Consider the following 24720-nt stretch of genomic DNA (forward strand, 5'->3'; position numbering starts at 1 on the left):
CACCATGTCAGATCGTCGCACTTCGGTGGCGAGGAAGCTCATTCTCGTCCTCGCATCCAGCATTACCATCGTTCTCGCCGCGGCCGCCTTCGGGCTCTCCGGCTTTCTCACCGACAAGCTCGAACAGAAGGCGCTGGAAGGCCTGCAGGGCACCAACCGGATGGTGATCGACATGATCGACACCTACAACCGCTCGCTGCAGCAGACCGTGCAGCGGCTGAACCGCGTTTTCGCCGCCAACTACCCGCAGCCCTTCACGCAGGACGCCGCCGGCCTGCTCCACCACGGCGGTGCGCCGGTGACCCTCGCCGACACCGCGATCCCCGACCGCTTCACCGCCAACGCCGCAGTCGCCGCGACGGTACTGACGCGCAAGGGCGACGACTTCGAGCGCACGTCGACCTCGATCAAGGACGAGCACGGCAAGCGCGCTTCCGGCGTGCCGCTCGGCGCCAGCCATCCGGCGGTGCCGGCGCTGCTCAGGGGCGAGCCCTACACCGGCAAGGCGAAGATGCTCGGCCGCGACTTCATGACCCACTACGAGCCGATCAAGGACCGCGACGGCAAGGTGATCGGCGCCTTCTTCGTCGGCCTCGACTTCACCGAGGGCCTCGCCGCGCTGAAGAAGAAGGTGCTGGCGGTGAAGATCGGCGCCAGCGGCTACGCCTACGCAATGGACATGGGCAAGGACAAGGGCGTGCTGACCATCCACCCGGCCAGCGAAGGAAAGTCGCTGCTCGGCGTCAAGGACGTGAACGGCAAGCCCTTCGTCGACGAAATGCTGGAGAAGAAGGACGGCATCGTCACCTACTGGTGGCAGAACCCGAACGACACGGCGGCGCGCGAGAAGGTCGTGGCCTTCGCCCACTACCCCGACTGGAACTGGCTGATCGCCTCCGGCAGCTACCTCGACGAGTTCAACGCGGAAGGCAAGGCGACCGGCCGCGGCCTGCTGCTAGTGACGCTGCTGCTGATCCCGGTGGTCGTCGCCCTCGTCTGGTGGAGCACCCGGCGCTGGATCGCGCGGCCGCTGGAAGCGGCGGCCTCGATTGCCGGCCGCGTCGCCGAAGGCGACTTCACCGGCCGCATCGAAGCCGCCGGCGGCGACGAGATCGGCCGCCTGATGCGCTCGCTGGCGGCGATGCAGGAGCACCTGGCGCAGACCATCCGCGAGGTGCGCAACACCGCCGCCAGCGTCGCCGCCGACGCCGACCAGCTCAACTCGGCGGCGTCCACCGTCGCCAGCGGCTCGCAGGAGCAGGCCGACGCGGCGAGCAGCATGGCCGCCTCGGTCGAGCAGATGAGCGCCAGCATCGACATGATCTCGCAGCATTCGGGCGACGCGCAGCACATCTCGAGCGACTCCGAGCGTGTCTCGCTGGAGAGCTCGGAGACGATCCGGGCGGCGGTCGAGGCGATGAACCGCATCGCCGACACCGTGCGCGACGCCTCGCAGACGGTCGAGACGCTCGGCCGCGAGATCGCGGAGATCTCGGTAATCGCCGGCGTGATCAAGGAGATCGCCGACCAGACCAACCTCCTCGCACTGAACGCGGCGATCGAGGCGGCGCGAGCCGGCGAGGCCGGCCGCGGCTTCGCGGTCGTCGCCGACGAAGTGAGGAAGCTCGCCGAGCGCACCAGCAAGTCGACGCACGAGATCGGCGAGATGATCGCGCGCATCCAGCGCGGCACGCAGGAGGCCGTCGCCAACATGAACCGCGGCGTCGGCGAGGTGAGCAGCGGCGTCGAGCTGGCGGCGCAGGCCGACGAGGCGATCCGCCGCATCCGCGACGGTGCGCGGCAGGTGACGCAGGCGGTGGCCAGCATCTCGGACGCGATCCGCGAGCAGAGCGTCGCCAGCACGACGGTGGCGAAGGGCCTGGAGACGATCGCGCGGATGACCGAATCGAACAACGCCGAGGCGCAGAACACGGCGACCGCCGCCGAAGAGCTGCAGTCGCTGGCACGCGCGCTGCACGGCAACGTCGAGCGCTTCCGCGTCTAGCTCGGCGGCGGGGGCTTGGCCGCGCCCCCGATCGGCTACACTTGGCGACTTTCGGCGGCGCTCGCGCGCCGCGGGCCACGGCAAGGGACGAGCAGATGTTCGGATTCGGCAACCGCGACAAGACGATCCGGGCGAAGATCGACGATCTTCGCCCCGGCCACTTCATCGAGCTGGAGGGCGGCTGGTTCGCCCACAACTTCATCCGTTCGAAGTTCCTGATCGAGTCGCCGCGCGTCGTCGACGAACTGCGCGCCGCCGACATCCGGACCGTGCTGGTGCACCCGGACAAGAGCACGATCCCCTTCCCGGCGCCGCCCGACCTCGAGCTGCCGCCGCGCGAAAGCGCCGTCGCCGCCGACGCGCCGGCGGCCGTCGCGGCGACGCCGGCGGCACGGACGCTGCCCACCTCCGCCGCCGCGGCCGAGGCCGACGACGCGCCACCGCCGGCCGCCGGCCGCGGCGTGCCGAAGCCGGCTGAAGCGCCGACGGCAGCGCCGTCGCTACGCGAGGCGCTGCAGCGCGGCGGCGAGATGCGGCGCCGGCAGGAAGCGGCCGAAGCGGCGCACGCCAGCGCGCTGCAGGAAACGCAGTTCGTCATGAAGAACCTGCTGGCGCCGGGCGCCGCCGTCGCCGAGCGCACCCGCGCCTTTGTCGGCGACGCCGTGGCCACGGTGATGGCCGACGACGCGACGCTGCACCTGCTCTCCAGCCGGCACGGCGAGATGTCGCTGCGCTTCCACGCGCTGCAGGTGATGACGCTCGGCCTGCTCACCGGCAAGCGCCTCGAGTTGTCGGCAGAGGAAATGCACGACCTCGCCACCGCCGCGCTGTTCCACGACACCGGCGTCAGCCGGCTGCAGGACTCGGTGCGCATGGCCGCCGGCGGCGGCAGCCGCATCGAGCAGGACGCCTACCAGGCGCACGTGCTGTACAGCGTCGAGATGGCGAAGAGCAATGCGGCGGTGTCGAAGGCGGCGCTGGCGGCGATCCTCACCCACCACGAGGCCTGGAACGGCAGCGGCTACCCGAAGAAGCTGGCCGGCGAGGACATCCCGCTGCTCGGCCGCATCCTCGCCGTCGCCGACCGCTACGACTATCTGGTCAACCCGTCCGCCAGCCCGCTCGGGATGACGCCGGCGGAAGCCCTCGCGCGGCTGTTCCAGGTCGAGGGTGCGCGCTTCGACAAGCGCGTGCTGCACGCCTTCGCCAAGTCGATCGGCGTCTACCCGCCGGGATCGATCGTCCAGCTCTCCGACGGCCGCTACGGCATCGTCATCGGCGTCAACACCGAGGCGCTGATGTGCCCGTCGGTGCTCGTCTACGAACCCTCGGTGCCGAAGAGCCAGGCGCCGGTGCTCGACCTGCTCGAAACCGCCGACATCAACATCAAGAGCTGCGTCGCCGCGGCGCTGGTGCCGAAGGACGTGCTCGACTACCTCAACCCGCGCGGGCGGGTGGCCTACTTCTACTCGCGCCCGGCCGGCTGAGGCCGGGACACCGAAGCTGTCGATATTCGTTGTGCCTTTATGGCTCTTACCGGCCAGAAGCGGACGCTCACCCGATCAATTCAATAGCTGCCATTCACGTTCTTACCCGCTCTGAAGGCAAGTGTTTCACCATGTATGATTGCTTTGTCATAAGAATCAATTGGTGTGCGGGTGTGCGGAATCTAAGCCCGCATAACTGCTGCTAACAGGGGGTCCTATGTCAGGTGTAGTGGTTGCCATTCAGACAGCTCTTGAGACCATTGATTATCTTCGGAGCGATTACAGGAAGCTTCAGGATAATGAAATCGAAATTCAGTTGGACGGATTGTCCAGCAAACTGGCATTACTAGAGCATGCATTCTCCAGCCTTGGCAAGGAACTGACAGCCGCACAAAGGCATATAAGCCAGATCACCTGCAATCCATCGCCTCGAATCGAAGGTTGTTTCATCGCCGGTACGCTGGTGCGAACCATAGAGGGCCCAGTTTCGATTGAGAAAATACAACCCGGCCATCAAGTCTTGACGCAGGCAGATGAAGGTACGAACCCCGCATACAGAAAGGTCACTAGGATTGTCTCTAGTGAAAGCAAAGCGATTTGGGTTATCAAGGCGCGAACGTTTGATGCATATAAACCCAAAGAATTTCAAGAGCCGCTCATCCATAACCTTTACGCAGCTGAATTCCATCCGTTTTGGGTGGAGGGAATCGGCTGGACTGCCGCACGATACCTAAAAAGTGGGCACCGGCTTAGGCTTGCTGATGGAGGATATGCAACTGTAGAGACCGTATGGCCGGTCCTCCGAACACCAATACCCGGCGTAGGCTGGGTATCGAAAGATATCGCGGGCGCTTACGATGGTCTGCAGCGAGCCCATATCGTTGATTTCAGAGACGGGTGCAATCTTTGGCACTACCACTGGCTGATGGATGAACACTGTGGCATACCCTATTGCGAAGGATTAGCCTGGGGCAAGGACGAAGGCCTGTTCGACAGCGGCGAATTTTCAGAAATCTTCTACGGCGATAGCCCAAATTTTTACGCAAAAACATTCAACCTAGAATTGGAAGGTTCTCAAACATATTTTGCTGGTGAATTGGGAGTGTGGGTACACAACACAAACTGTGCTCAAGGCTAGCTTCGCTACCGCCTTTGACGATGGCGTCGAACGTCCGCTGCCTCAAAAAGTTTGATCGCCCGCTTTGGGTCGGTAGCCGTCCGCAAGCGACAGCAATTCAAGCAGCCGCCAGCCTCCAAACCCGCCAGCCCCCTGAAAACAAAAACGCGAGGCCCGGCCTCGCGTTTTTCGTTGCGGCAGGCTTCGCGCAATCAGATGACGATCGTCTGCGCCTCGTCGCCCTGGCGGACCTCGATCGCGCCGATCTCGACCGCCTTCTCGCCGGCCGCCTGCAGCTGCGCCAGCGCCTCAGCCAGATGTTCGCGGGCGACGACGACGACCATGCCGATGCCGCAGTTGAAGACGCGGTGCATCTCGGCCTCGGCGACGCCGCCTTCCTTCTGCAGCCAGTCGAACAGCTTCGGGCGCTGCCAGGCCGACTTCTGCAGCACGGCCTTGACGCCTTCCGGCAGCACGCGCGGCACGTTCTCGGTGAGGCCGCCGCCGGTGATGTGCGCCATGCCCTTGACCGGCAGCGCCTGCATCAGCGCCAGCAGCGGCTTCACGTAGAGGTGCGTCGGCGCCATGATCGCGTCGGCGAGCGTGCGTGCCTTGCCGTCGACCTCGTCGAACGGGGCGTCGAGGTCGGGTTTCGCGCGCTCGATGATCTTCCTGACCAGCGAGTAGCCGTTGGAGTGGGCGCCGCTGGAGGCGATGCCGATCACCGCGTCGCCGGGGACGATGGTCGAGCCGTCGATGATCTTCGACTTCTCGACGACGCCGACGGCGAAGCCGGCCAGGTCGTATTCGCCGGCCGGGTACATGCCCGGCATCTCGGCGGTCTCGCCGCCGATCAGCGCGCAGCCGGACAGCTCGCAGCCCTTGGCGATGCCCTGCACGACCGCGGCCGCGGTGTCGACGTCGAGCTTGCCGCAGGCGAAGTAGTCGAGGAAGAACAGCGGCTCGGCGCCCTGCACCAGGATGTCGTTCACGCTCATCGCGACGAGGTCGATGCCGACCGTGGCGTGGCGGTTCAGCTCGAAGGCCAGCTTGAGCTTGGTACCGACGCCGTCGGTGCCCGACACCAGCACCGGCTCGCGGTACTTCTTCGGCACCTCGAACAGCGCGCCGAAGCCGCCGATGCCGCCGAGCACGCCGTCGCGCAGCGTTTTCTTGGCGAAGGGCTTGATGCGGTCGACCAGGGCGTCGCCGGCGTCGATGTCCACGCCCGCGTCGCGATAGGAGAGAGATTGCTGCGTCATCAGGAAATCCGTCTGGAGAACGGCCGGGTGCTAAAATGCGCGGCCTTGAAGATGTAAAAAGCGAATTTTACCCGAAACGGCCCCGGCGCGCGCCGCCCCGGCGCCGCCCAGCCCACCCCGTACATGCGCCAGCTGCTCCTCGACCTCGTTCCCGACCTTCCGCCGACGCTGGAGAACTTCGCCGCCGGCGGCAACGCCGACGCGCTGACCGCGCTCGCCGGCTGGCTGGCCGCGGACAACCGCGAGCCCTGCCTGTTCCTGTGGGGCGACAGCGGCGCCGGCAAGAGCCACCTGCTGCGCGCCGCCGCGGAGGTCTATATCGACGCCGCCGCCGACCCGCTGCTGGCGACGGCGCCGGCCGACGCGCCCTTCCTCGCCGTGGACAACGTCGAGGCGCTCGCCGGCGACGGCCAGATCGCGCTCTTCAACCATTTCAACCGCCTGCGCATGGGCGGCGGCCGGCTGCTCGCCGCCGCCAGGCTGCCGCCGGCGCAGCTCGACCTGCGCGAGGACCTGCGCACGCGGCTGGGCTCCGGCCTGATCTACCGGCTGCGCCCGCTGTCCGACGCCGAGCAGACCGCCGCGCTGGCCGAGCAGGCGGCGCGCCGCGGCATGCGGCTGCCGGCCGACGCGCTCGCCTACCTGCAGGCGCGCGCGCCGCGCGACATGCGCTCGCTGGCCGCGCTGCTCGCCGCGCTCGACCGCTACTCCCTCGAACACAAGCGCCCGATCACGCTGCCGCTCCTGCGCGAAGTGCTGCAGGCGCCGCTGCACGACTGACACTCCCCGACGACGACCATGACCGCCTCCCTCGACCTCGCCCTGTTCGACCTCGACAACACGCTGCTCGCCGGCGACTCCGACTTCGAGTGGGCGCAGTTCCTGATCGGCCGCGGCGTGCTCGACCGCGAGCTGCACGAAGCGAAGAACCGCCGCTTCTACGAGCAGTACAAGGCCGGCACGCTGGACATCCACGAGTTCCTCGACTTCCAGTTGAAGCCGCTGTCGCGCCATTCGCGCGCCGAGCTCGACGCCTGGCACCGCGACTTCATGGCCACCCGCATCCGCCCGATCATGACGCCGGCGGCGAAGGCGCTGGTGCGCGAGCACCTCGACCGCGGCGACGTCTGCGCCGTCGTCACCGCCACCAACAGCTTCGTCACCGGCCCGATCGCCCGCGAGTTCGGCATCCCGCACCTGATCGCGACGGTGCCGGCGGTCGAGGACGGCCGCTTCACCGGCAAGCCGCGCGGCACGCCGTCGTTCCGCGAGGGCAAGATCCTGCGCGTCGAGGGCTGGCTGGAGTCGCTCGGCCTGTGCTGGCAGAGCTTCGGCCGCTCGTACTTCTACAGCGACTCGCACAACGACCTGCCGCTCTTGCAGAAGGTCAGCGACCCGGTCGCGGTGGACCCCGACGACACGCTGCGCGCGCACGCCGAAGCCGCCGGCTGGCCGCTGCGCTCGCTGCGCGGCGCCGTGTCATAATCGCCGCCTGCCACGGCGCCCCCGACCCGACAATCTCCTGACGCGATGATCCGAAAGTTCATTTCCCGCGTATCGAAGGCCCTCGGCCGCAAGAAGCCGCTCTCGTCCGAGCCGGCGGTGATCCCGCATTCCGTGCACGGCATCCGCCGCGAGCACCTCCACAGTTCCGCCCGGCGCGTCTGCGAGACGCTGCAGGACAAGGGCTTCAAGGCCTACGTCGTCGGCGGCGCGGTGCGCGACCTGCTGATCGGCGAGGATCCCAAGGACTTCGACATCGCCACCGACGCGACGCCGGAGCAGGTGCGCGCCGCCTTCCGCCGCGCGCGCATCATCGGCCGCCGCTTCCAGATCGTGCACGTGATGATCGGCGCCGAGACGCTGGAGGTGACGACCTTCCGCGGCGAGCTCGGCCACGACGCGAAGAAGGACGCGCACGGCCGCGTGCTCCACGACAACGTCTTCGGTACGCAGGCCGAGGACGCCGCGCGCCGCGACTTCACGGTGAACGCGCTCTATTACGACCCGGCCAGCGAGACCATCGTCGACTACCACCACGGCGTCGCCGACCTCAAGCAGAAGACGCTGCGCATGATCGGCGAGCCGCGCGCGCGCTACCGCGAGGACCCGGTGCGCATGCTGCGCGCGGTGCGCCTCGCGGCCAAGCTCGGCCTGGTCATCGACCCGGCGGCCGAAAAGCCGATCCGCGAGATGGCGCCGCTCTTGGAGAACGTGCCGCCGGCGCGCCTCTTCGACGAGATGCTGAAGCTGCTGACCTCCGGCCACGCGGTGAAGTGCCTGAAGCAGCTGCGCGACGCCGGCCTGCACCACGGCCTGCTGCCGCTCCTGGACGTGATCCTCGAGCAGCCGCTCGGCGAGCGCTTCGTCATGCTCGCGCTGGAGAACACCGACCAGCGCGTGCGCGCCGACAAGCCGATCTCGCCCGGCTTCCTCTTTGCGACGCTGCTCTGGCACGAGGTGCTGGCGCAGTGGGAGCGCATCAAGGGCAAGGGCGAGCGGCCGATCCCGGCGCTCTTCGCGGCGATGGACGAGGTGCTCGACTCGCAGGCCGAGAAGCTGGCGATCACCCGCCGCATCGCCGGCGACATCAAGGACATCTGGGCGATCCAGCCGCGCTTCGAGGCGCGCGCCGGCAAGAAGCCGTACGGCCTGCTCGAGCAGCCGCGCTTCCGCGCCGGCTACGACTTCCTGCTGCTGCGCGCCGAGTCGGGCGAGGTGCCGCAGGAGCTGGCCGACTGGTGGACCCGCTTCATCGACGCCGACGGCGACGAGCGGGCGGCGATGCTGCTGCCGGAAACCGCCGAGAAGAAGAAGCGCCGCCGGCGCAAGAAGCCGGCGGGGGGCCGCGGCGAGACGCCGGCCGGCGAGTGAGCGCCGCCGCCGGCAGCTTTTCCCGATGACGCACCAGGCCTTCGTCGCCCTCGGCGCCAACCTCGACGACCCGGCCGCGCAGGTGCGCGCCGCGCTCGCCGCGCTCGACCGGCTGCCGCAGACGCGCGTCGCCGCCGCCTCGTCGCTGTACCGCACGGCGCCGATCGGGCTCGCCGGGCAGCCCGACTTCATCAACGCCGTCGCCGAACTGCGCACCGGCCTCGCCGCGGAAGCGCTGCTCGACGCGCTGCTGGCCACCGAGGCCGACTTCGGCCGCGTCCGCGCCGCGAAGAACGGCCCGCGCACGCTCGACCTCGACCTGCTGCTCTACGACCAGCTCACGCTCGACCGGCCGCGCCTGCACCTGCCGCATCCGCGCCTGCACCTGCGCGCCTTCGTCGTCGTCCCGCTCGCCGAGATCGCGCCCGACTGCCGCATCCCCGGCCGCGGCACGGTCGCCGCCTGGCTGCCGGCGGTGGCGACGCAACGCATCGAGCGGCTGCGATGAGCGCGCGCCGCGGCGGGGGGCGCGGCTGGTGAGCCTGTTCGCCAACATCCCGGTGCTGTGGAAGACGGTGCTGCTGCTCACCGCGTCGAACGTGTTCATGACCTTCGCCTGGTACGCGCACCTGAAGAACCTCAACGACCGGCCGTGGTGGATCGCCGCGCTCGCCTCGTGGGGCATCGCGCTGTTCGAGTACCTGCTGCAGGTGCCGGCGAACCGCATCGGCCACCACGAACTGTCGCTGGCGCAGCTGAAGATCCTGCAGGAGGCGATCACGCTGACCGTGTTCGTTCCCTTCGTCGTCTTCTACATGCAGCAGCCGCTGAAGCTTGACTATCTTTGGGCCGGGCTGTGTATCCTTGGCGCCGTCTATTTCATCTTCCGCAACTGAATCAACCGACAACACGACACAGGGGCATCGCATGTTTGGCAAAGGAGCGGCGCTGCGGGCGCTGGAGGAAAAGCTGAAGGCGCTGGAAAGCGAGAACGCGCAACTGCGGCAGCAGGCGGCCGCGGCCGAGGCCCGCGCCGGCGACGCCGAAGCGCGCGCAGCACGGCTGCAGCGGGAGGAGGACGCGCAGCTGGCGCTGTTCGAGCAACTGCGCGCCTACCGCGATTCGCTCGGCGAATCGCAGCAGACGCTGGCGACGCTGGCCAACCGCCTGCGCGACGAAAAGCAGGAAACGGTGCGCGCCGGCGAGCTGGCGGGCGCCGGCAGCGCCGCAGTGAACCAGATCAGCGGCGAGCTGACGCAGCTCGCCGCCGACTCGCGCCAGGCGATGGACAAGGTGGTCGGGCTGCAGGCGAGCGCCGAGAAGATCGGCGGCATCGTCAACCTGATCAAGGAAATCGCCGACCAGACCAACCTGCTGGCGCTGAACGCGGCGATCGAGGCGGCGCGCGCCGGCGAGGCCGGCCGCGGCTTCGCCGTCGTCGCCGACGAGGTCAGGAAGCTCGCCGAAAGGACGACGCTGGCGACCAAGGACATCTCCGAGCTGGTCGGCACCATCCAGCAGGAAACCTCCGCCGCCAACACCAGCATCGGCCACCTCGCCGAGCAGTCGGAGGCTTTCAGCGAACAGGGCGCGCGCGCCTCGGCCAGCATGGCCGGGATCACCGCGCTGGCGCGGCAGATGGAGCAGGCGATCGCCGTCTCGGCGCTGCGCAGCTTCGTCGAGCTGGCCAAGGTGGACCACCTGATCTTCAAGTTCGACGTCTACCAGATCGCCCTCGGCGTCGTGCGCAAGCGCCCGGAAGAGCTGTCCGAACACACCGCCTGCCGCCTCGGCAAGTGGTACTACGAGGGCGAAGGCAAGGCCTGCTTCGCGCGGCTCGACGGCTACCGCGCGATGGAGGAGCCGCATGCGCAAGTGCACCGGCACGGGCGCGACGCGATCGCCTGCCACGTCGCCGGCGACTTCGCCGGCTGCGTCGCGGCCGTCGCCCAGATGGAACGTGCCAGCGCCGGCGTGCTGCAATGCCTCGAGCGCATGGCGGTGAACGGCGAAACCTCGCCCGACGTGCTCTGCCTGGAACACTGAGGCCGCCGGAGTCCGCATGCCGCCGCGCAATGTTCTCGAAACGGCCCGCCACGTCGTCGTCGAAGGCCCGATCGGGGTCGGCAAGACCTCGCTCGCGCGCCGGCTGGCGGCGCACCTCGACGCGCAGCCCTTCCTCGAACAGCCGGAGCTGAACCCCTTCCTGACGCGCTTCTACCAGGATCCGCCGCGCTATGCGCTGCCGACGCAGCTGTTCTTCCTGTTCCAGCGCATGGACCACCTGCGCGAGCTGGCGCAGCCCGACTTCTTCGGCCGCCGCGTGGTCGGCGACTACCTGCTGGAGAAGGACCCGATCTTCGCGCAGCTGACGCTGTCCGACGACGAGTACGGGCTCTACCGGCAGATCTACGACCGCCTCGCGCCGCAGGCGCCGACGCCCGACCTGGTGATCTACCTGCAGGCCAGGCCGGAGACGCTGATCGCCCGCGTCAGGAAGCGCGGCATCGACGTCGAACGCAAGATCAGCGACGCCTACCTGACCCTGCTCGCCGAGCGCTACAGCCGCTTCTTCTACAATTACGACGCGGCGCCGGTGATGGTGGTCAATTCCGAGAATCTCAACTTCGTCGACCGCGACGACGATTTCCGGCTGCTGCTCGAGCGCATCGAGGCGATGCGCGGCCAGCGCGGCTACTTCAACCGGGGAGAGTGATTCCATGTCCACCCAGAGCGCATTGTCGACGACGCGGCGCATGACCCACGTCGACCTGACGAAAATGAAGGCCGCCGGCGACAAGATCGCCGTGCTGACCTGCTACGACGCCAGCTTCGCGTCGCTGTGCGACGCCGCCGGCGTCGACGCGCTGCTGATCGGCGATTCCCTCGGCATGGTGCTGCAGGGCCACGATTCGACGCTGCCGGTGACGGTCGCCGACATCGCCTACCACACCGCCGCCGTCGCCCGCGGCTCGCGGCGGCCGCTGATCATCGCCGACATGCCCTTCGGCAGCTTCCAGGAATCGCCGCAGCAGGCCTTCCGCAACGCCGCGGCGCTGATGGCCGCCGGCGCGCAGATGGTCAAGATCGAGGGCGGCGCCGAGATGGCCGAGACCACGCACTTCCTGACCAGCCGCGGCGTGCCGGTGTGCGCGCACGTCGGCCTGACGCCGCAGTCGGTGCACCAGCTCGGCGGCTACCGCGTGCAGGGCAAGGACGACGCCGGCGCGACCAGGCTGAAGGCCGACGCGCTGGCGCAGCAAAGTGCCGGCGCGACGCTGATCGTGCTCGAGGCCATTCCCGAGGCGCTCGCCGCCGACGTCACCGCGCAGCTGGCGATCCCGACGATCGGCATCGGCGCGTCGAAGGAATGCTCCGGCCAGGTGCTGGTGCTGCACGACATGCTCGACATCGCGCCGGGCCGGAAGGCGCGCTTCGTGAAGAACTTCATGGCCGGCCAGCCCTCGGTCGCCGCCGCCATCGCCGCCTACGTCGCGGCGGTCAAGGACGGAAGTTTCCCGGCGGCGGAGCACTGCTACTGATACACTGCGCGCGAATTTCAGATCCAAGCGCCCCACAGAGGGCCCCGGGAAGTCGCTCCAGGAGAAACAGCACATGCAGATCCATTCCCGCATCGCCGACCTGCGCGCCGCGCTGCAGGGCCGCGGCCAGAGTGCAGGCAAAATCGCCTTCGTCCCGACCATGGGCAACCTGCACGAGGGCCACATCAGCCTGATGCGAGAGGCGCGCGCCCACGGCGACACGGTGGTCGCCAGCATCTTCGTGAACCGCCTGCAGTTCGGCCCGAACGAGGATTTCGACAAATACCCGCGCACCTTCGCGGCCGACTGCGAGAAGCTCGCCGCCGCCGGCGTCGACATGCTGTTCGCGCCGACCGAGGCCGACCTCTACCCCGAACCGCAGGAATACCTGGTCGAGCCGCCGGCGATCCAGCACCTGCTCGACGGCGAATTCCGCCCCGGCCATTTCCGCGGCGTCGCCACGGTCGTGCTGAAGCTGCTCAACATCGTCCAGCCGCAGGTCGCGCTGTTCGGCAAGAAGGACTACCAGCAGCTGATGGTCATCCGCAACATGGTCCGCCAGCTGGCGCTGCCGGTCGACATCGTCGGCGGCGAGACGGTGCGCGCCGACGACGGGCTGGCGCTATCCTCGCGCAACGGCTACCTGTCGGCCGACGAGCGCCGCGAGGCGGTGCGCCTCAGCGCCGAACTGCGCAAGATCCGCGACGCGATCCGCGCCGGCAGCACCGACTACGCCGGCCTCGAGCGCGCCGCCGTCGCCGCGCTGGACGGGGCCGGCTGGAAGACCGACTATGTTGCAGTGCGACAACAGGCCAACCTGCTGCCGCCAACCGCCCCCGGGCAAGCGCTGGTGGTGCTTGCCGCCAGCCGCCTGGGCACCACGCGACTCATTGATAACATTGAAGTTTGAGCAGTGCAGCATGGCCGTTGACAGGCGCGCTTTTGTCGTTACAATGCCGTTCCCCCAACTCATCTTGCACGGGTGAAGCCGCCATGCAAAGAACGATGCTCAAATCCAAGCTGCACCGCGTGACGACGACGCACGCCGATCTTCACTACGAGGGCTCCTGCGCCATCGACGAGGATCTGCTGGAAGCCGCCAATATCCGCGAGTACGAGCAGATCGACATCTGGAACGTGAACAACGGCGAGCGCTTCACCACCTACGCCATCCGCGCCGAGCGCGGCAGCGGCGTCATCTCGGTGAACGGCTCGGCCGCCCGCCGCGCCGCGCCGGGCGACATCCTGATCATCGCCACCTTCGCCAGCTACACCGAGGCGGAGCTGACCAAGTACGAGCCGGCGCTGATCTACGTCGATTCGCAGAACCGCATCGTCCGCAAGGGCCACAAGATCCCGGTGCAGGCCGCTGCCTGACCGCCCTTCCGGTCCATGAAAAAGCCGCGATTGTTCGCGGCTTTTTTGCGTTTACGCGACTCCCGGCCGCCAGGACTGGCGCTGCTCAGGCGCTCTCGCCCCCCTCCTTGGCCTTACGCGGACGGCGGCCGCCGCGCGCCGGCGCCTTCTTCGCCCCGGCGGCTTTGCCGGCTTCGTCGGCAAGCGTCGGCACTGCCGCTTCGACCGGCGCGGCGACGGCAGCGACGCTCGCTGCCTCATCCACTGCCGGCGTCGCCGACGACTTGCCGCGACGCGAACCCTTGCCGCCGGCCTTGCCGCTCGCCTTGCCGCCTGCCTTGGCGGCCAGCGCTTCGGGTGCGGCCACGCTGTCCGCCGCCGGGGCGGGCGCCGCAACCGCTTCCGCGGCCGCCGCTTCGCCGCCCACCGCCGGCTCGGCCGCCTTGCGCCCGCGGCCGCGGCCGCGACCGCGCGCCGCCGGCGCGGCCTCGACCGCGGCCGGCGTTTCCTCGGCGGCCGGCGCCTCCGCCGGGGCAGTCGCCGCGGCGACCGGCTCGGCCGGCGTCACCCGCGCCGCGGCACGCGTCACGTAGGTGCCGGACTTCTCGTCGCGGCCGACGCCGATCAGGCCGCGCGCGGCGGCGTCCTCGAGCAGCGTGCCGAAGGCCTTGTAGCCGTAGTAGGACTCGTTGAAGCCGGGGTTGCGGCGCTTGATCGCCTCCTTCAGCACCGAGGCCCAGATGCGCTCGACGTCGCCGCGCACGGCGATCAGGTCGTCGAAGGTCGCCGCGGCGAGTTCGATCGCCTTCGCCTTCTTCGCTTCGGTCTCCTCGCGACGCGCCTTCTCCTCTTCCGGCGAGCGGCGCGGCGGGGCGTCCTTGCTGTCGCGGCGATTGCTGGCGGCGCGCTTGGCCTCGCGTTCGCGTACCAGGTCGTCGTAGAAGATGAATTCGTCGCAGTTGGCGATCAGCAGGTCGGAGGTCGACTGCTTGACGCCGACGCCGATCACCTGCTTGGCGTTCTCGCGCAGCTTGGACACCAGCGGCGAGAAGTCGGAATCGCCGGAGATGATGACGAAGGTATCGACGTGCGACTTGGTGTAGCAGAGGTCGAGCGCGTCGACGACCATGCGGATGTCGGCCGAGTTCTTGCCGGACTGGCGCACGTGCGGGATCTCGATCAACTCGAAGTTGGCCTCGTGCATCGTGGCCTTGAACGCCTTGTAGCGCTCCCAGTCGCAGTAGGCCTTCTTGACGACGATGCTGCCCTTGGCCAGCAGGCGTTCGAGCACCGGCTTGATGTCGAACTTCTCGTACTTGGCGTCGCGCACGCCCAGCGCGACGTTCTCGAAGTCGCAGAACAGCGCCATGCTGGTGGTGTCGGAAGCAGCCATGAATCTCTCCGGAATCGGCGTGAAGGAAGCGTTCAGTATACCGCCAGCCCAGCCGGACCGCCCGTTTTCCGCGGGTTTGCGCCGATCGCGGCGAATTTTCGGAGAAGAGGTTGACCTTCCCACGATGGCAAGGTCGAAGCTGCGCGCATTGCATCTTTCGAGGAGTCCGCAATGAACGCAGAACTGACGCTCACGATCGGCGGCATGAGCTGCATGTCCTGCGCCGGCCGCGTCGAGAAGGCCTTGCGCGCCATTCCCGGCGTCGTCGGCGCCGACGTCAATCTGGCCAGCGAGCGTGCCCAAGTGCGCATGCACCGGCCGCTCGCCGCCGAGGCGCTGATCGCCGCCGTCGCGGCCGTCGGCTATGCGGCACGGCTGCCGGAGGCCGCTCCCGCGCCGGCGGCGCCGCCGTCGCGCCGCGGCGAAGGCGCGCTGCTCGCCGTCGGCGCGCTGCTGGCGCTGCCGCTGATGCTGCCGATGCTCGCCGACTGGCTGGGCAGCCACTGGATGCTGCCGGCCGCGTGGCAGTTCGCGCTGGCGACGCCGGTCCAGTTCTGGCTCGGCGCGCGCTTCTACCGCGGCGCCTGGCACGCGCTGCGGGCGCGCGCCGGCAACATGGACCTGCTCGTCGCGATCGGCACCAGCGCCGCCTACGGCCTGTCGCTGTACTTCTGGCTGGCGCTCGGCGAACAGCATCTGTACTTCGAGGCGGCGGCGCCGGTGATCGTCTTCGTCCGCCTCGGCAAGTGGCTGGAGGCGCGCGCCAAGCGGCAGACGACGGCGGCGATCCGCGCGCTGCAGGCGCTGCGCCCGGAGACGGCGCGCGTCGTCCGCGCCGACGGCGAGGCCGAGGTGCCGGTCGCCGAGGTGCGGCGCGGCGAGACCGTGGTCGTGCTGCCCGGCGCCCGCATCCCGGTCGACGGCGTCGTCGCCGCCGGCCGCTCGGAGGTCGACGAGTCGATGATCACCGGCGAGAGCCTGGCGGTCGCCAAGGGCGAAGGCGACGCCGTCACCGGCGGCGCGATCAACGGCGACGGCCGCCTGCAGCTGACCGTCACCGCCACCGGCGCGGAAACCGCGCTCGCCCGCATCATCCGCCTGGTCGAGGCGGCGCAGGGCGCCAAGGCGCCGATCCAGAGGCTGGTCGACCGCGTCGCCGCTGCCTTCGTGCCGGCGGTGCTGGCGGTCGCCGCGGCGACGCTGGTCCTCGGCGGCCTCATCGGCGGCGACTGGAGCCAGGCCCTGCTCAACGCCGTCGCGGTGCTGGTGATCGCCTGCCCGTGCGCGCTCGGGCTGGCCACGCCGGCGGCGGTGATGGCCGGCACCGGCGCCGGCGCCCGCCACGGCATCCTGATCAAGGACGCGGAGGCGCTCGAGCGCGCCGGCGCGGTCAGCACGGTCGCCGTCGACAAGACCGGCACGCTGACGCAGGGCCGCCCGGCGCTCGTCCATCGCCAGGCGGTGGCGCCCGGCGTGCCGCTGCTGGCACTCGCCGCCGCGCTGCAGCAGGGCAGCGAGCACCCGCTGGCGAAGGCGACGCTGGCGGCGGCCGCCGGCGAAGGGCTGGCGCCGGCGCCGGCAGCCGAGCTGCGGGCCTTGCCCGGCCGCGGCATCGCCGGCCGCGTCGACGAACTGGAACTGCACCTCGGCAGCACGCGCTACATGGCCGAGCTCGGCGTCGACCTCGGCCCGCTCGCCGCGGCCGGCACGGCGCAAGCCGACGCCGGGCGCAGCCTGGCCTGGCTGGCGGCGCGCGATGCCGGCGGCGGCGCGACCTTGCTCGGCCTGCTCGCCTACGGCGACCCGCTGAAGGATGAAGCGCCGGCGGCGATGGCCGCGCTGCGCGCCCTCGGCGTCGACACCGTGCTGGTTTCCGGCGACCATCGCGGCGCCGCGCGGGCAGTCGCGCTGCAGCTCGACATCGACGACGTGCGCGCGGAGGTGCTGCCGGCCGACAAGGCGGCGACGGTGGCGCGCCTGCAGGCGGCCGGCGAGGTGGTGGCGATGGTCGGCGACGGCATCAACGATGCACCGGCGCTGGCCGCCGCCGACGTCGGCATCGCCATGGGCAATGGCACCGACGTGGCGATGCACGCCGCCGGCGTCACGCTGATGCGCGGCGACCCGCGCCTGGTGGCGGCGGCGATCGACCTGTCGCGACGGACGCTCGGCAAGATCCGGCAGAACCTGTTCTGGGCCTTTGCCTTCAACGTCGTCGGCATTCCGCTCGCCGCCTTCGGCCTGCTCAGCCCGGCCTTCGCCGGCGCGGCGATGGCCTTCTCCAGCGTCGCCGTGCTCGGCAACGCGCTGCTGCTGGCACGCTGGTCGCCGGCCGCCATCGGCGGAGCGCGGCGATGATGCGCAGCGGTTATCCTTCCCCTACTTCTTCCGGTTTTGCGGAGCGCAGCGATGAACATCGGCCAGGCAGCACAACAGAGCGGCGTCAGCGCCAAGATGATCCGCCACTACGAGACGATCGGCCTGCTGCCGGCGGCAGCGCGTTCGGACGCCGGCTATCGGCGCTACAGCGAGAAGGACGTGAGCACGCTGCGCTTCATCCGCACGGCACGCGACCTGGGCTTCGGGCTGGAGGCGATCGGCGAGCTGCTGTCGCTGTGGCGCAACCGCCAGCGCGCGAGCCGCGAGGTCAAGCGGCTGGCGCAGGCGCACATCGCGACGCTGGAAGCGAAGGTCGCCGAGCTGAACGGGATGATCGGCGCGCTGAGGGAGCTCGCGGCGCACTGCCACGGCGACCACCGGCCGGACTGCCCGATCCTCGAGGGGCTAGAGCAGGCGGCAGCGCCCCTTCAGCCGCAGCCCAAGGGCACGTCGTCGCGACGCGTCGAGCCCATCGCTCAGGCAGCGCGCAGGCCGGCGAGATAGGTGTCGATGATCGGCGCGGCGTAGTCGGCGAGCGGGAAGAGGGCGTTGTCCAGCGTCCAGTTCAGCAGCAGGCCGTCGATCAGCGCGATCAGCCCCTCCACCGCCGCCTGCGGGTGATGACGGCGGGCGACCAGCCCCTTGTCCTGCGCCTTCCGCATCGCCGCCTCGAGCAGCACGCGGTGGCGGCGCGCGCAGTCGAGGTGCCGGTCGCGCGCGTCGGCCATCTCGCCAACGTACTCGCTCTTGTGGATGGCGATCTCGAACACGCGCTGGTGCTGCGGATCGCGCGCGACCTGCATCAGGAAGTCGAGCGCCAGCTCGCGCATCGCCGCCAGCGGGTCGTCGGCCTCGAGCAGCGCCGGGTCGAGACAGCCGGCCTCGGTCGGTGCGATCACGCGCTGCATCATCGCGTCGAACAGGTCGGCCTTGTTGGCGAAATGCCAGTAGATCGCGCCGCGGGTGACGCCGGCGGCCTCGGCGATCTGCGCCAGCGAGGTGCGCGCGACGCCCTGCGCGTGGAACACCCGCTCCGCCGCATCGAGAATGCGGTGGCGCGTTTCCAGCGCCTCTTCCTTGGTTTTGCGAACCATCTTTTTCCTCCCGTCGCGATTGAACCACAGCCCCGCCGGCGACTCCATGTGCACGGAAACCGCGCCGGTGCCGCCGGCGGTGACGGGCTATTTACATACATACACGCATGTATGTATTATCCGCTTTCCTACCCCGGAAAAACAACCCCAACCCTGACCGGCAGCGGCGATCCCGTTGCCGGCGACGACAAACACGAGGTCGCCATGGCACACCCCGACGTATGTTTCTCCACTGACAAACCGGCAGCGAGCGCTCGCTCGCACTTCCCGCTGTCCCGCCGCGGCGCGCTCGCGGCACTGCTCGCCGCCGCGGCGCTGGCCGCCTGCGGCCAGGGCGCCCCGAACGGCGGCATGCCGCACGGCCCGGTACCGGTGGCGGCGGTTGCGGTGCAGCCGGAGAACCTGCCGGTCAGCTTCGAGTACACGGCGCAGACCCTCGGCGCGCGCGAAGTCGAGGTGCGCGCCCGCGTCACCGGCATCCTGGAGAAGCGCAACTACGTCGAGGGCAGCCGGGTCAAGGCCGGCCAGTCGCTGTTCACGATCGACCCGGCGCCGTTCGCGGCCGCGCTGGCGCGCGCCGAGGCCGATGTCGCCGCCGCCGAGGCGCGCCACGCGCAGGCGCAGCGCGACGCGGCGCGGCTGCAGCCGCTGATCGCGGCGAAGGCGGTCAGCCAGAAGGAATTCGACGACGCGGTGTCGGCCGAGGCGATCGGCCAGGCCGACCTGCTCGCCGCGCGCGCCCGGCTGCGCGAGGCGAAGCTGAACCTGGAGTGGACGCGCGTCGAGTCGCCGATCGCCGGCGTCGCCAGCCGCGCGCTGAAGTCCGAAGGTTCGCTCGTCTCCGGCCCGGACGTGCTGCTGACGACGGTGACGCAGACCGACCCGATGCAGGTGATCTTCGGCATCCCCGACAACGAGCGCCTGAAGCTGCGCCAGGAGGTCGATGCCAGGCGCCTGCAACTGCCCGCCGACGGCCGCTTCCAGGTCAGCCTGAAGCTGGCCGACGGCAGCTCCTACGCGCAGACCGGCCACACCGATTTCGCCGACGTACGCGTCTCGCGCGAGACCGGCACCAGCGAGGGCCGCGCCGAGGTGCCGAACCCCGCCGGCCTGCTGCAGCCCGGCCAGTTCGTCCGCGTCCAGCTCTCCGGAGCGGTGCGCAGCAACGTCTTCCGCGTGCCGCAGCGCGCGGTGCTGGAAGGGCCGAAGGGCAAGTTCGTATTCGTCGTCGGCAAGGAGAACAAGGCCGAGATCCGGCCGGTGAGCACCGACGAATGGCGGGGCGGCGACGTCGTCGTCACCTCGGGTCTGACGGCCGGCGAGCAGGTGATCGTCGACGGCGTCCTGAAGCTCGGCCCCGGCGCGCCGGTGCAGGTGGCAACGCCGGCGACAGCGCCGGCTGCAACGCCGGCCGCGGCGCCCAAGGCGGGCGACGCCAAGGCGGGGAGCTGAGCCATGTTCTCGCGCTTCTTCATCGATCGGCCCATCTTCGCGATGGTGATCTCGATCTTCATCATGATCGCCGGCCTCGCCGCGATGCGCGGGCTGCCGATCGCGCAGTATCCCGAGATCGCGCCGCCGCAGGTGATCGTCGCCGCCACCTACCCCGGCGCCTCGGCCGAGGTGCTGGAAAAGACCGTCGCCGCGCCGCTGGAGACGCAGATCAACGGCGTCGAGGGCATGCTCTACATGAACTCGACCTCGGCCTCGAACGGCCGCGTCGAGCTCTACGTCACCTTCGAGATCGGCACCGACATCGACCAGGCGGTGATCAACGTCAACAACCGCGTCAAGCAGGCCGAGGCACGGCTGCCGCTGGAGGTGCGCCGGCAGGGCATCCAGGTCGACAAGTCCTCGTCCTCGTTCCTGCAGGTGCTCGCCTTCACCTCGCCCGACGGCCGCTACGACGACCTGTACACCAGCAACTACGTGACCCTGAACGTGCTCGACGTGATCAAGCGCATCCCGGGCACGACCAACGTGCAGATCTTCGGCGCCAAGGACTACGCGATGCGCGTCTGGCTGAAGCCGGACCGCCTCGCCCAGCTGAAGCTGGCGAGCGGCGACATCGTGCGCGCGATCAACGAGCAGAACGCGCAGTACGCGGTCGGCCGCATCGGCCAGCCGCCGACGGCCGGCGGCCAGGAGCTGGCGCTGACCGTGAACACCAAGGGTCGGCTGGCGACGGTCGCCGAGTTCGAGAACATCGTCGTGCGCGCCAACGGCGACGGCTCGCTGCTGAAGCTGAAGGACGTCGCCCGCATCGAGCTCGGCTCGCGCGACTACGACTTCATCGGCCGCCTCTCCGGCAAGCCGGCGACGCTGGTCGGCATCTTCCTGAAGCCCGGCGCCAACGCGCTCGACGTCGCGCAGGAGGTGAAGAAGACGATCGGCGAGCTGTCGACGCGCTTCCCCGACGGGCTCACCGTCGACATCCCGTACGACACCACCGACTTCGTCCAGGTCTCGATCCGCGAGGTGCTGAAGACGCTGGCCGAGGCGATGCTGCTGGTCTTCCTCGTCGTCTACCTGTTCCTGCAGAACTGGCGCGCGACGCTGATCCCGACGCTGGCGGTGCCGGTGTCGCTGATCGGCACCTTCGCCGGCCTGCACCTGCTCGGCTACTCGATCAACACGCTGACGCTGTTCGGCATGGTGCTGTCGATCGGCATCGTCGTCGACGACGCCATCGTCGTGCTCGAGAACGTCGAGCGCATCATGCACGAGGAGAAGATCGCGGCGAAGGCGGCGGCGATCCAGGCGATGCGCGAGGTGACCGGACCGGTGATCGCGATCGTGCTGGTGCTGTGCGCGGTGTTCGTGCCGATCGCCTTCCTCGGCGGGCTGACCGGCGAGCTCTACCGCCAGTTCGCGGTGACCATCGCCATCGCCGTCGTCATCTCCGGCGTCGTCGCGCTGACGCTGACGCCTTCGCTGTGCGTGCTGATCCTGAAGCACGAGCACAAGGCCGAGAACCGCTTCTTCGCCGCCTTCAACGCCTGGTTCGCGCGCGTCACCGGCCGCTACACCGCCGGCGTCGCCTGGCTGATCCGCCGCGGCGCGCTCGGCCTCGTGCTGTTCGCCGGCATGGTCGCGCTCGCCGCCGGCTTCTGGAAGATGACGCCGGGCAGCCTGGTGCCGGACGAGGACCAGGGCTACTACATCACCGCCGTGTACCTGCCGGACGGTGCCTCGCTCGAGCGTACCGACCGCATCGTCAGCCAGGTCGACGCGATCATCCGCGAGAACCCGAACGTCGCCAAGACAGTGGCCTTCACCGGACTCGACTTCATCGGCGGCAGCTTCAAGAACAACGCCGCGACCTTCTTCGTCGTCCTCAAGCACTGGGACGAACGGCAGGTGCCGGCGAACGCGCTGGTCGGCGAGCTGTTCATGAAGACCGCGCACATCAAGGAGGCGCTGGTGCTGGCCTTCGGCCCGCCGGCGATCTTCGGCCTTGGCAACTCCGGCGGCTTCGAGTTCTACCTGCAGAACCGCGGCGAGGGCGACGCCAAGCGCCTGGCCGAGGTCAGCGAAGCCTTCATCGGCAAGCTGCGCCAGGATCCGACCTTCGCCATGGTGTCGTCGATGTGGCGTTCGAACGTGCCGCAGCTCGACGTCGCCGTCGACCGCGAGAAGGCGAAGGCGCTCGGCGTGCCGCTCGACGGGCTGTTCGACACGCTGTCGGCGACGCTCGGCACCTACTACGTGAACGACTTCAACAAGTTCGGCCGCGCCTGGCAGGTGCTGCTCTCCGCCGAGCCCGGCTTCCGCGCGCGACCGACCGACGTCAACGGCATCTACGTGCGCTCCGAGCGCGGCGAGATGGTGCCGCTCGGCGCGCTGGCGCAGGTGCGGCAGACGACCGGCCCGGAGACGCTGGAGCGCTTCAACAACCTGCCGTCGGTGAAGATCATCGGCTCCGGCGTGCCCGGCATCTCGTCCGGCCAGGTCATCGAACGCGTCGAGCAGATCGCCAAGGAGACGCTGCCGGCGGACTTCGGCTTCGACTGGGGCGGCGCCTCGTTCCAGGAGAAGAAGTCGAGCGGCGATTCGGGCTTCGCGCTCGGCTTGGGCGCGCTGATGGTCTTCCTGATCCTCGCCGCGCAATACGAGCGCTGGTCGCTGCCGCTCGCCGTGCTGCTGGCGCTGCCCTTCGGCACCTTCGGCGCGCTCGCCGCGGTCTGGCTGCGCGGCATGTCGAACGACGTCTATTTCCAGATCGGCCTGGTCACGCTGCTCGGGCTGGCCGCGAAGAACGCGATCCTGATCGTCGAGTTCGCGATCTACAAGCACCAGGAAGGGATGAGCGCGGCGGCGGCGGCGATCGAGGCGGCGCGGCTGCGCTTCCGCCCGATCCTGATGACCTCGCTGGCCTTCATCCTCGGCGTGCTGCCGCTCGCCATCTCGCACGGCGCCGGCGCCGGCGCGCGGCAGGCGGTCGGCACCGGGGTCATGGGCGGCATGCTGGCGGCGACCTTCCTCGCCATCTTCTTCGTACCGCTGTTCTACCGGCTGATCGCCGACCGCCAGCTGCGCGAGGCGCGCAGCACCGACGAACTGTTCACCGAAGTGCACGCGACGCACGCCAAGGCGCACGAGAAACTGATGCGGCGCGTGCAGAAGGAAGAAGCCGCAGGAGACAACGATGAGTAAGTTGAAGCAACCATATTTCAAACTCGCCCCGCTCGCCGCCGCCGCGCTGCTCGCCGGCTGCGCCGTCGGCCCCGACTACGCGCGGCCGGAACTGGAGCTGCCGCAGGCCTGGGCGCAGCGCACCGCGGCCGGCAACGCCGCCGCCGCGCAGGTCGCCGACCGCGCCGGCGAACGCTGGTGGACGCTGTACGCCGACCCGCTGCTCGACCGCCTGGTCGACGAGGCGCTGGCGCACAACGCCGACGCCCGCGTCGCCGCGGCGCGCGTGCTCGAAGCGCAGGCGCTCGCCGGCATCGCCGAATCCGACCGCTACCCAACGGTGACCGCCGGCCTCTCCGGGAACCGCACGCAGAGCTCGCTGAAGGGCGCGATGCCGCTGCCGGCGAACATCCCGCGCATCCAGAACAGCTACCGGGCGACCGTCGACGTGGCCTGGGAAGTCGACCTCTGGGGCAAGTACCGGCGCGCCGACGAGGCTGCCCGCGCCGACCTGCTCGCCGCCGAGTCGGCGCGCGACGCGGTGCGTCTGGCGCTGACCGCGCAGGTCGCACAGCAGTATTTCGCGCTGCTCGCCGCCGACGCGCAGGAAGCCACGGCCAAGCGCACGGCGGCCGGCCGCGACGAGAACCTCGCGCTCTACCGGCTGCGCGCCGAGGCCGGCCTCGGCTCCGAGTACGACCTGCGCCAGATCGAGGCCGACGCCGCCGATGCGCGCGCCCGGCTGGCCGAGCTGACGCAGGCACGCGACCGCGCCGAGAGCGCGCTGGCGCTGCTGCTCGGCCGCTCGCCGCGGGCCGTGCTCGAGGACACGCCGGAGCGCGGCGCACCGGGCGCGTTGCCGGCGCTGCAGGTGCCGGCCGGGCTGCCCTCCGACCTGCTGCTGCGCCGCCCGGACCTGCAGGAAGCGGAGCAGCGGCTGGTCGCCGCCAACGCCCGCATCGGCGCCGCCCGCGCGCAGTACTTCCCGAGCGTCGGCCTGACCGCCTACCTCGGCAGCGAGAGCACCGCCTTCTCCGACCTGTTCTCCGGCCCGGCCGGCATCTTCCAGTTCGCCGCGGCGATCACGCAGCCGATCTGGAACGCCGGCCGCATCGGCTTCAACGTCGCCGCCGCGGAAGCCCGCCGCGAGCAGGCGCTGGCCCAGTACCGGCAGGCGGTGGCGGCGGCGTTCAAGGACGTGCGCGACGCGCTCGCCGCGCAGCGCGCCGCGCGCGACAAGCTGGAGGCGGAGACGACCCGGGCGGCGGCGCTGGAAAAGGCGCTGCAGCAGGCCCGCCTGCGCCACGACGCGGGCATCGCCAGCCGGCTCGAGGTGCTCGACGTCGAGCGCAACCTGCTCGCCGTCGAACTCGCGCGCATCGACAGCGAACGCGCCGCCCGCGCCGCGCTCGCCGACCTGTTCAAGGCGCTCGGCGGCGGCTGGCCGGCGGCGGCGCAGGGCTGAGCCGCAGCCGGCGCCGGCTGCGGCATCATGCCGCGGCGGGCGGCGCCGGCGGCCGGGTATAATGCGGGCCTCGCGCCGGGGACGCCTCGCCGTCCCCGGCCTCCGCAACCT

General features: G+C 69.8%; 21 protein-coding genes and 1 pseudogene. 19 read left to right on the forward strand and 3 right to left on the reverse strand.

Annotated features, from left to right (window positions below):
- Nucleotides 1–4: 4 nt before the first annotated feature.
- The 3 genes from IWH25_RS17765 (at nucleotide 5) to IWH25_RS17775 (ending at nucleotide 4630) form a co-directional block, all read left to right on the forward strand.
- Entirely contained in the window at nucleotides 5–2005 is a 2001-nt protein-coding gene (locus IWH25_RS17765; protein ID WP_203387088.1) for a methyl-accepting chemotaxis protein, read from the forward strand.
- Between the two features lie 95 nt (nucleotides 2006–2100).
- The gene (locus tag IWH25_RS17770; protein WP_203387089.1) at nucleotides 2101–3492 is read left to right on the forward strand and encodes a cyclic di-GMP phosphodiesterase; all 1392 of its coding nucleotides are present in this window, start codon (nucleotides 2101–2103) and stop codon (nucleotides 3490–3492) included.
- A 217-nt stretch (nucleotides 3493–3709) separates the two neighbouring features.
- Nucleotides 3710–4630 carry a polymorphic toxin-type HINT domain-containing protein gene (locus tag IWH25_RS17775; RefSeq protein ID WP_203387090.1) on the forward strand — a complete coding sequence of 307 codons (921 nt, stop codon included), beginning with the start codon at nucleotides 3710–3712 and terminating at the stop codon, nucleotides 4628–4630.
- A 191-nt stretch (nucleotides 4631–4821) separates the two neighbouring features.
- Here the strand turns inward: IWH25_RS17775 and purM are convergent, their stop codons facing one another.
- Nucleotides 4822–5871, reverse strand: coding sequence for a phosphoribosylformylglycinamidine cyclo-ligase (gene purM, locus IWH25_RS17780; RefSeq protein WP_238998952.1), 1050 nt, complete (start codon nucleotides 5869–5871; stop codon nucleotides 4822–4824).
- Nucleotides 5872–5994: 123 nt separating this feature from the next.
- Between purM and hda the strand changes: the two genes are divergently transcribed.
- The 11 genes and pseudogenes from hda to panD all read left to right on the forward strand — a co-directional run bounded on the left by hda (nucleotide 5995) and on the right by panD (nucleotide 13664).
- Entirely contained in the window at nucleotides 5995–6651 is a 657-nt protein-coding gene (gene hda, locus IWH25_RS17785; RefSeq protein ID WP_203387091.1) for a DnaA regulatory inactivator Hda, read from the forward strand.
- Between the two features lie 18 nt (nucleotides 6652–6669).
- Entirely contained in the window at nucleotides 6670–7356 is a 687-nt protein-coding gene (locus tag IWH25_RS17790; RefSeq protein ID WP_203387092.1) for a histidinol-phosphatase, read from the forward strand.
- A gap of 45 nt (nucleotides 7357–7401) precedes the next feature.
- Nucleotides 7402–8745, forward strand: coding sequence for a polynucleotide adenylyltransferase PcnB (gene pcnB, locus IWH25_RS17795; RefSeq protein ID WP_203387093.1), 1344 nt, complete (start codon nucleotides 7402–7404; stop codon nucleotides 8743–8745).
- A gap of 25 nt (nucleotides 8746–8770) precedes the next feature.
- Complete coding sequence (folK, locus tag IWH25_RS17800) at nucleotides 8771–9253, forward strand: 2-amino-4-hydroxy-6-hydroxymethyldihydropteridine diphosphokinase (protein ID WP_203387094.1); 483 nt, start codon at nucleotides 8771–8773, stop codon at nucleotides 9251–9253.
- Between the two features lie 97 nt (nucleotides 9254–9350).
- Nucleotides 9351–9641 (forward strand): DMT family protein, encoded by a 291-nt coding sequence (locus tag IWH25_RS17805; RefSeq protein ID WP_238999090.1) that lies wholly within the window; start codon nucleotides 9351–9353, stop codon nucleotides 9639–9641.
- 427 nt (nucleotides 9642–10068) lie between these two features.
- Nucleotides 10069–10338: pseudogene (locus IWH25_RS19335) on the forward strand (methyl-accepting chemotaxis protein); the annotation flags it as partial.
- Nucleotides 10339–10383: 45 nt separating this feature from the next.
- A complete protein-coding gene (locus tag IWH25_RS19340) occupies nucleotides 10384–10791 on the forward strand; it encodes a CZB domain-containing protein (protein WP_238999091.1) in 408 nt (135 codons plus the stop codon).
- 16 nt (nucleotides 10792–10807) lie between these two features.
- Complete coding sequence (locus IWH25_RS17815; protein ID WP_203387097.1) at nucleotides 10808–11461, forward strand: deoxynucleoside kinase; 654 nt, start codon at nucleotides 10808–10810, stop codon at nucleotides 11459–11461.
- A 40-nt stretch (nucleotides 11462–11501) separates the two neighbouring features.
- On the forward strand, nucleotides 11502–12287 hold the full coding sequence (gene panB / locus IWH25_RS17820) for a 3-methyl-2-oxobutanoate hydroxymethyltransferase (protein ID WP_376990304.1): 786 nt from the start codon (nucleotides 11502–11504) through the stop codon (nucleotides 12285–12287).
- A gap of 73 nt (nucleotides 12288–12360) precedes the next feature.
- Nucleotides 12361–13197, forward strand: coding sequence for a pantoate--beta-alanine ligase (panC, locus tag IWH25_RS17825; protein ID WP_203387099.1), 837 nt, complete (start codon nucleotides 12361–12363; stop codon nucleotides 13195–13197).
- A gap of 95 nt (nucleotides 13198–13292) precedes the next feature.
- The gene (gene panD, locus IWH25_RS17830) at nucleotides 13293–13664 is read left to right on the forward strand and encodes an aspartate 1-decarboxylase (protein ID WP_275403827.1); all 372 of its coding nucleotides are present in this window, start codon (nucleotides 13293–13295) and stop codon (nucleotides 13662–13664) included.
- Between the two features lie 85 nt (nucleotides 13665–13749).
- Here panD and IWH25_RS17835 read toward each other — a convergent pair whose 3' ends face one another.
- The gene (locus tag IWH25_RS17835) at nucleotides 13750–15036 is read right to left on the reverse strand and encodes an NYN domain-containing protein (protein ID WP_203387101.1); all 1287 of its coding nucleotides are present in this window, start codon (nucleotides 15034–15036) and stop codon (nucleotides 13750–13752) included.
- A gap of 171 nt (nucleotides 15037–15207) precedes the next feature.
- Here IWH25_RS17835 and IWH25_RS17840 point away from each other — a divergent pair, with 171 nt between their 5' ends.
- Nucleotides 15208–17394 (forward strand): heavy metal translocating P-type ATPase, encoded by a 2187-nt coding sequence (locus IWH25_RS17840; RefSeq protein WP_203387102.1) that lies wholly within the window; start codon nucleotides 15208–15210, stop codon nucleotides 17392–17394.
- 51 nt (nucleotides 17395–17445) lie between these two features.
- Nucleotides 17446–17919 (forward strand): Cu(I)-responsive transcriptional regulator, encoded by a 474-nt coding sequence (gene cueR / locus IWH25_RS17845; RefSeq protein ID WP_203387103.1) that lies wholly within the window; start codon nucleotides 17446–17448, stop codon nucleotides 17917–17919.
- Here cueR and IWH25_RS17850 read toward each other — a convergent pair.
- Nucleotides 17892–18509, reverse strand: a complete 618-nt coding sequence (locus tag IWH25_RS17850; RefSeq protein WP_203387104.1) for a TetR family transcriptional regulator — start codon at nucleotides 18507–18509, stop codon at nucleotides 17892–17894. The genes cueR and IWH25_RS17850 overlap by 28 nt on opposite strands.
- Nucleotides 18510–18713: 204 nt before the next feature.
- On the opposite strand from IWH25_RS17850, the gene IWH25_RS17855 reads away from it, so the two are divergent.
- The 3 genes from IWH25_RS17855 to IWH25_RS17865 are packed head-to-tail and all read left to right on the forward strand — an operon-like array spanning nucleotide 18714 to nucleotide 24609.
- Nucleotides 18714–19961, forward strand: a complete 1248-nt coding sequence (locus IWH25_RS17855) for an efflux RND transporter periplasmic adaptor subunit (RefSeq protein ID WP_203387105.1) — start codon at nucleotides 18714–18716, stop codon at nucleotides 19959–19961.
- A 3-nt stretch (nucleotides 19962–19964) separates the two neighbouring features.
- On the forward strand, nucleotides 19965–23165 hold the full coding sequence (locus IWH25_RS17860; RefSeq protein WP_203387106.1) for an efflux RND transporter permease subunit: 3201 nt from the start codon (nucleotides 19965–19967) through the stop codon (nucleotides 23163–23165).
- The gene (locus IWH25_RS17865; protein ID WP_203387107.1) at nucleotides 23158–24609 is read left to right on the forward strand and encodes an efflux transporter outer membrane subunit; all 1452 of its coding nucleotides are present in this window, start codon (nucleotides 23158–23160) and stop codon (nucleotides 24607–24609) included. Before IWH25_RS17860 ends, IWH25_RS17865 begins: the two co-directional genes overlap by 8 nt.
- Nucleotides 24610–24720 lie beyond the last annotated feature (111 nt).

This window comes from Azospira restricta (genome assembly GCF_016858125.1).
Taxonomy (GTDB): Bacteria; Pseudomonadota; Gammaproteobacteria; order Burkholderiales; family Rhodocyclaceae; genus Proximibacter; species Proximibacter restrictus.

What these genes read in the sequence shown, in the direction of transcription:
- IWH25_RS17775 (WP_203387090.1), top strand. Translation starts at nt 3,710, where the DNA reads ATGTCAGGTGTAGTGGTTGCCATTCAGACAGCTCTTGAGACCATTGAT.
- hda (WP_203387091.1), top strand. Translation starts at nt 5,995, where the DNA reads ATGCGCCAGCTGCTCCTCGACCTCGTTCCCGACCTTCCGCCGACGCTG.
- IWH25_RS17850 (WP_203387104.1), bottom strand. Translation starts at nt 18,509, where the DNA reads ATGGTTCGCAAAACCAAGGAAGAGGCGCTGGAAACGCGCCACCGCATT.
- IWH25_RS17865 (WP_203387107.1), top strand. Translation starts at nt 23,158, where the DNA reads ATGAGTAAGTTGAAGCAACCATATTTCAAACTCGCCCCGCTCGCCGCC.
- IWH25_RS17770 (WP_203387089.1), top strand. Translation starts at nt 2,101, where the DNA reads ATGTTCGGATTCGGCAACCGCGACAAGACGATCCGGGCGAAGATCGAC.
- pcnB (WP_203387093.1), top strand. Translation starts at nt 7,402, where the DNA reads ATGATCCGAAAGTTCATTTCCCGCGTATCGAAGGCCCTCGGCCGCAAG.
- cueR (WP_203387103.1), top strand. Translation starts at nt 17,446, where the DNA reads ATGAACATCGGCCAGGCAGCACAACAGAGCGGCGTCAGCGCCAAGATG.
- IWH25_RS17765 (WP_203387088.1), top strand. Translation starts at nt 5, where the DNA reads ATGTCAGATCGTCGCACTTCGGTGGCGAGGAAGCTCATTCTCGTCCTC.
- IWH25_RS17805 (WP_238999090.1), top strand. Translation starts at nt 9,351, where the DNA reads ATGACCTTCGCCTGGTACGCGCACCTGAAGAACCTCAACGACCGGCCG.
- purM (WP_238998952.1), bottom strand. Translation starts at nt 5,871, where the DNA reads ATGACGCAGCAATCTCTCTCCTATCGCGACGCGGGCGTGGACATCGAC.
- IWH25_RS17840 (WP_203387102.1), top strand. Translation starts at nt 15,208, where the DNA reads ATGAACGCAGAACTGACGCTCACGATCGGCGGCATGAGCTGCATGTCC.
- panD (WP_275403827.1), top strand. Translation starts at nt 13,293, where the DNA reads ATGCTCAAATCCAAGCTGCACCGCGTGACGACGACGCACGCCGATCTT.
- IWH25_RS17835 (WP_203387101.1), bottom strand. Translation starts at nt 15,036, where the DNA reads ATGGCTGCTTCCGACACCACCAGCATGGCGCTGTTCTGCGACTTCGAG.
- IWH25_RS17815 (WP_203387097.1), top strand. Translation starts at nt 10,808, where the DNA reads ATGCCGCCGCGCAATGTTCTCGAAACGGCCCGCCACGTCGTCGTCGAA.
- IWH25_RS19340 (WP_238999091.1), top strand. Translation starts at nt 10,384, where the DNA reads ATGGAGCAGGCGATCGCCGTCTCGGCGCTGCGCAGCTTCGTCGAGCTG.
- panB (WP_376990304.1), top strand. Translation starts at nt 11,502, where the DNA reads ATGACCCACGTCGACCTGACGAAAATGAAGGCCGCCGGCGACAAGATC.
- IWH25_RS17790 (WP_203387092.1), top strand. Translation starts at nt 6,670, where the DNA reads ATGACCGCCTCCCTCGACCTCGCCCTGTTCGACCTCGACAACACGCTG.
- folK (WP_203387094.1), top strand. Translation starts at nt 8,771, where the DNA reads ATGACGCACCAGGCCTTCGTCGCCCTCGGCGCCAACCTCGACGACCCG.
- IWH25_RS17860 (WP_203387106.1), top strand. Translation starts at nt 19,965, where the DNA reads ATGTTCTCGCGCTTCTTCATCGATCGGCCCATCTTCGCGATGGTGATC.
- panC (WP_203387099.1), top strand. Translation starts at nt 12,361, where the DNA reads ATGCAGATCCATTCCCGCATCGCCGACCTGCGCGCCGCGCTGCAGGGC.
- IWH25_RS17855 (WP_203387105.1), top strand. Translation starts at nt 18,714, where the DNA reads ATGGCACACCCCGACGTATGTTTCTCCACTGACAAACCGGCAGCGAGC.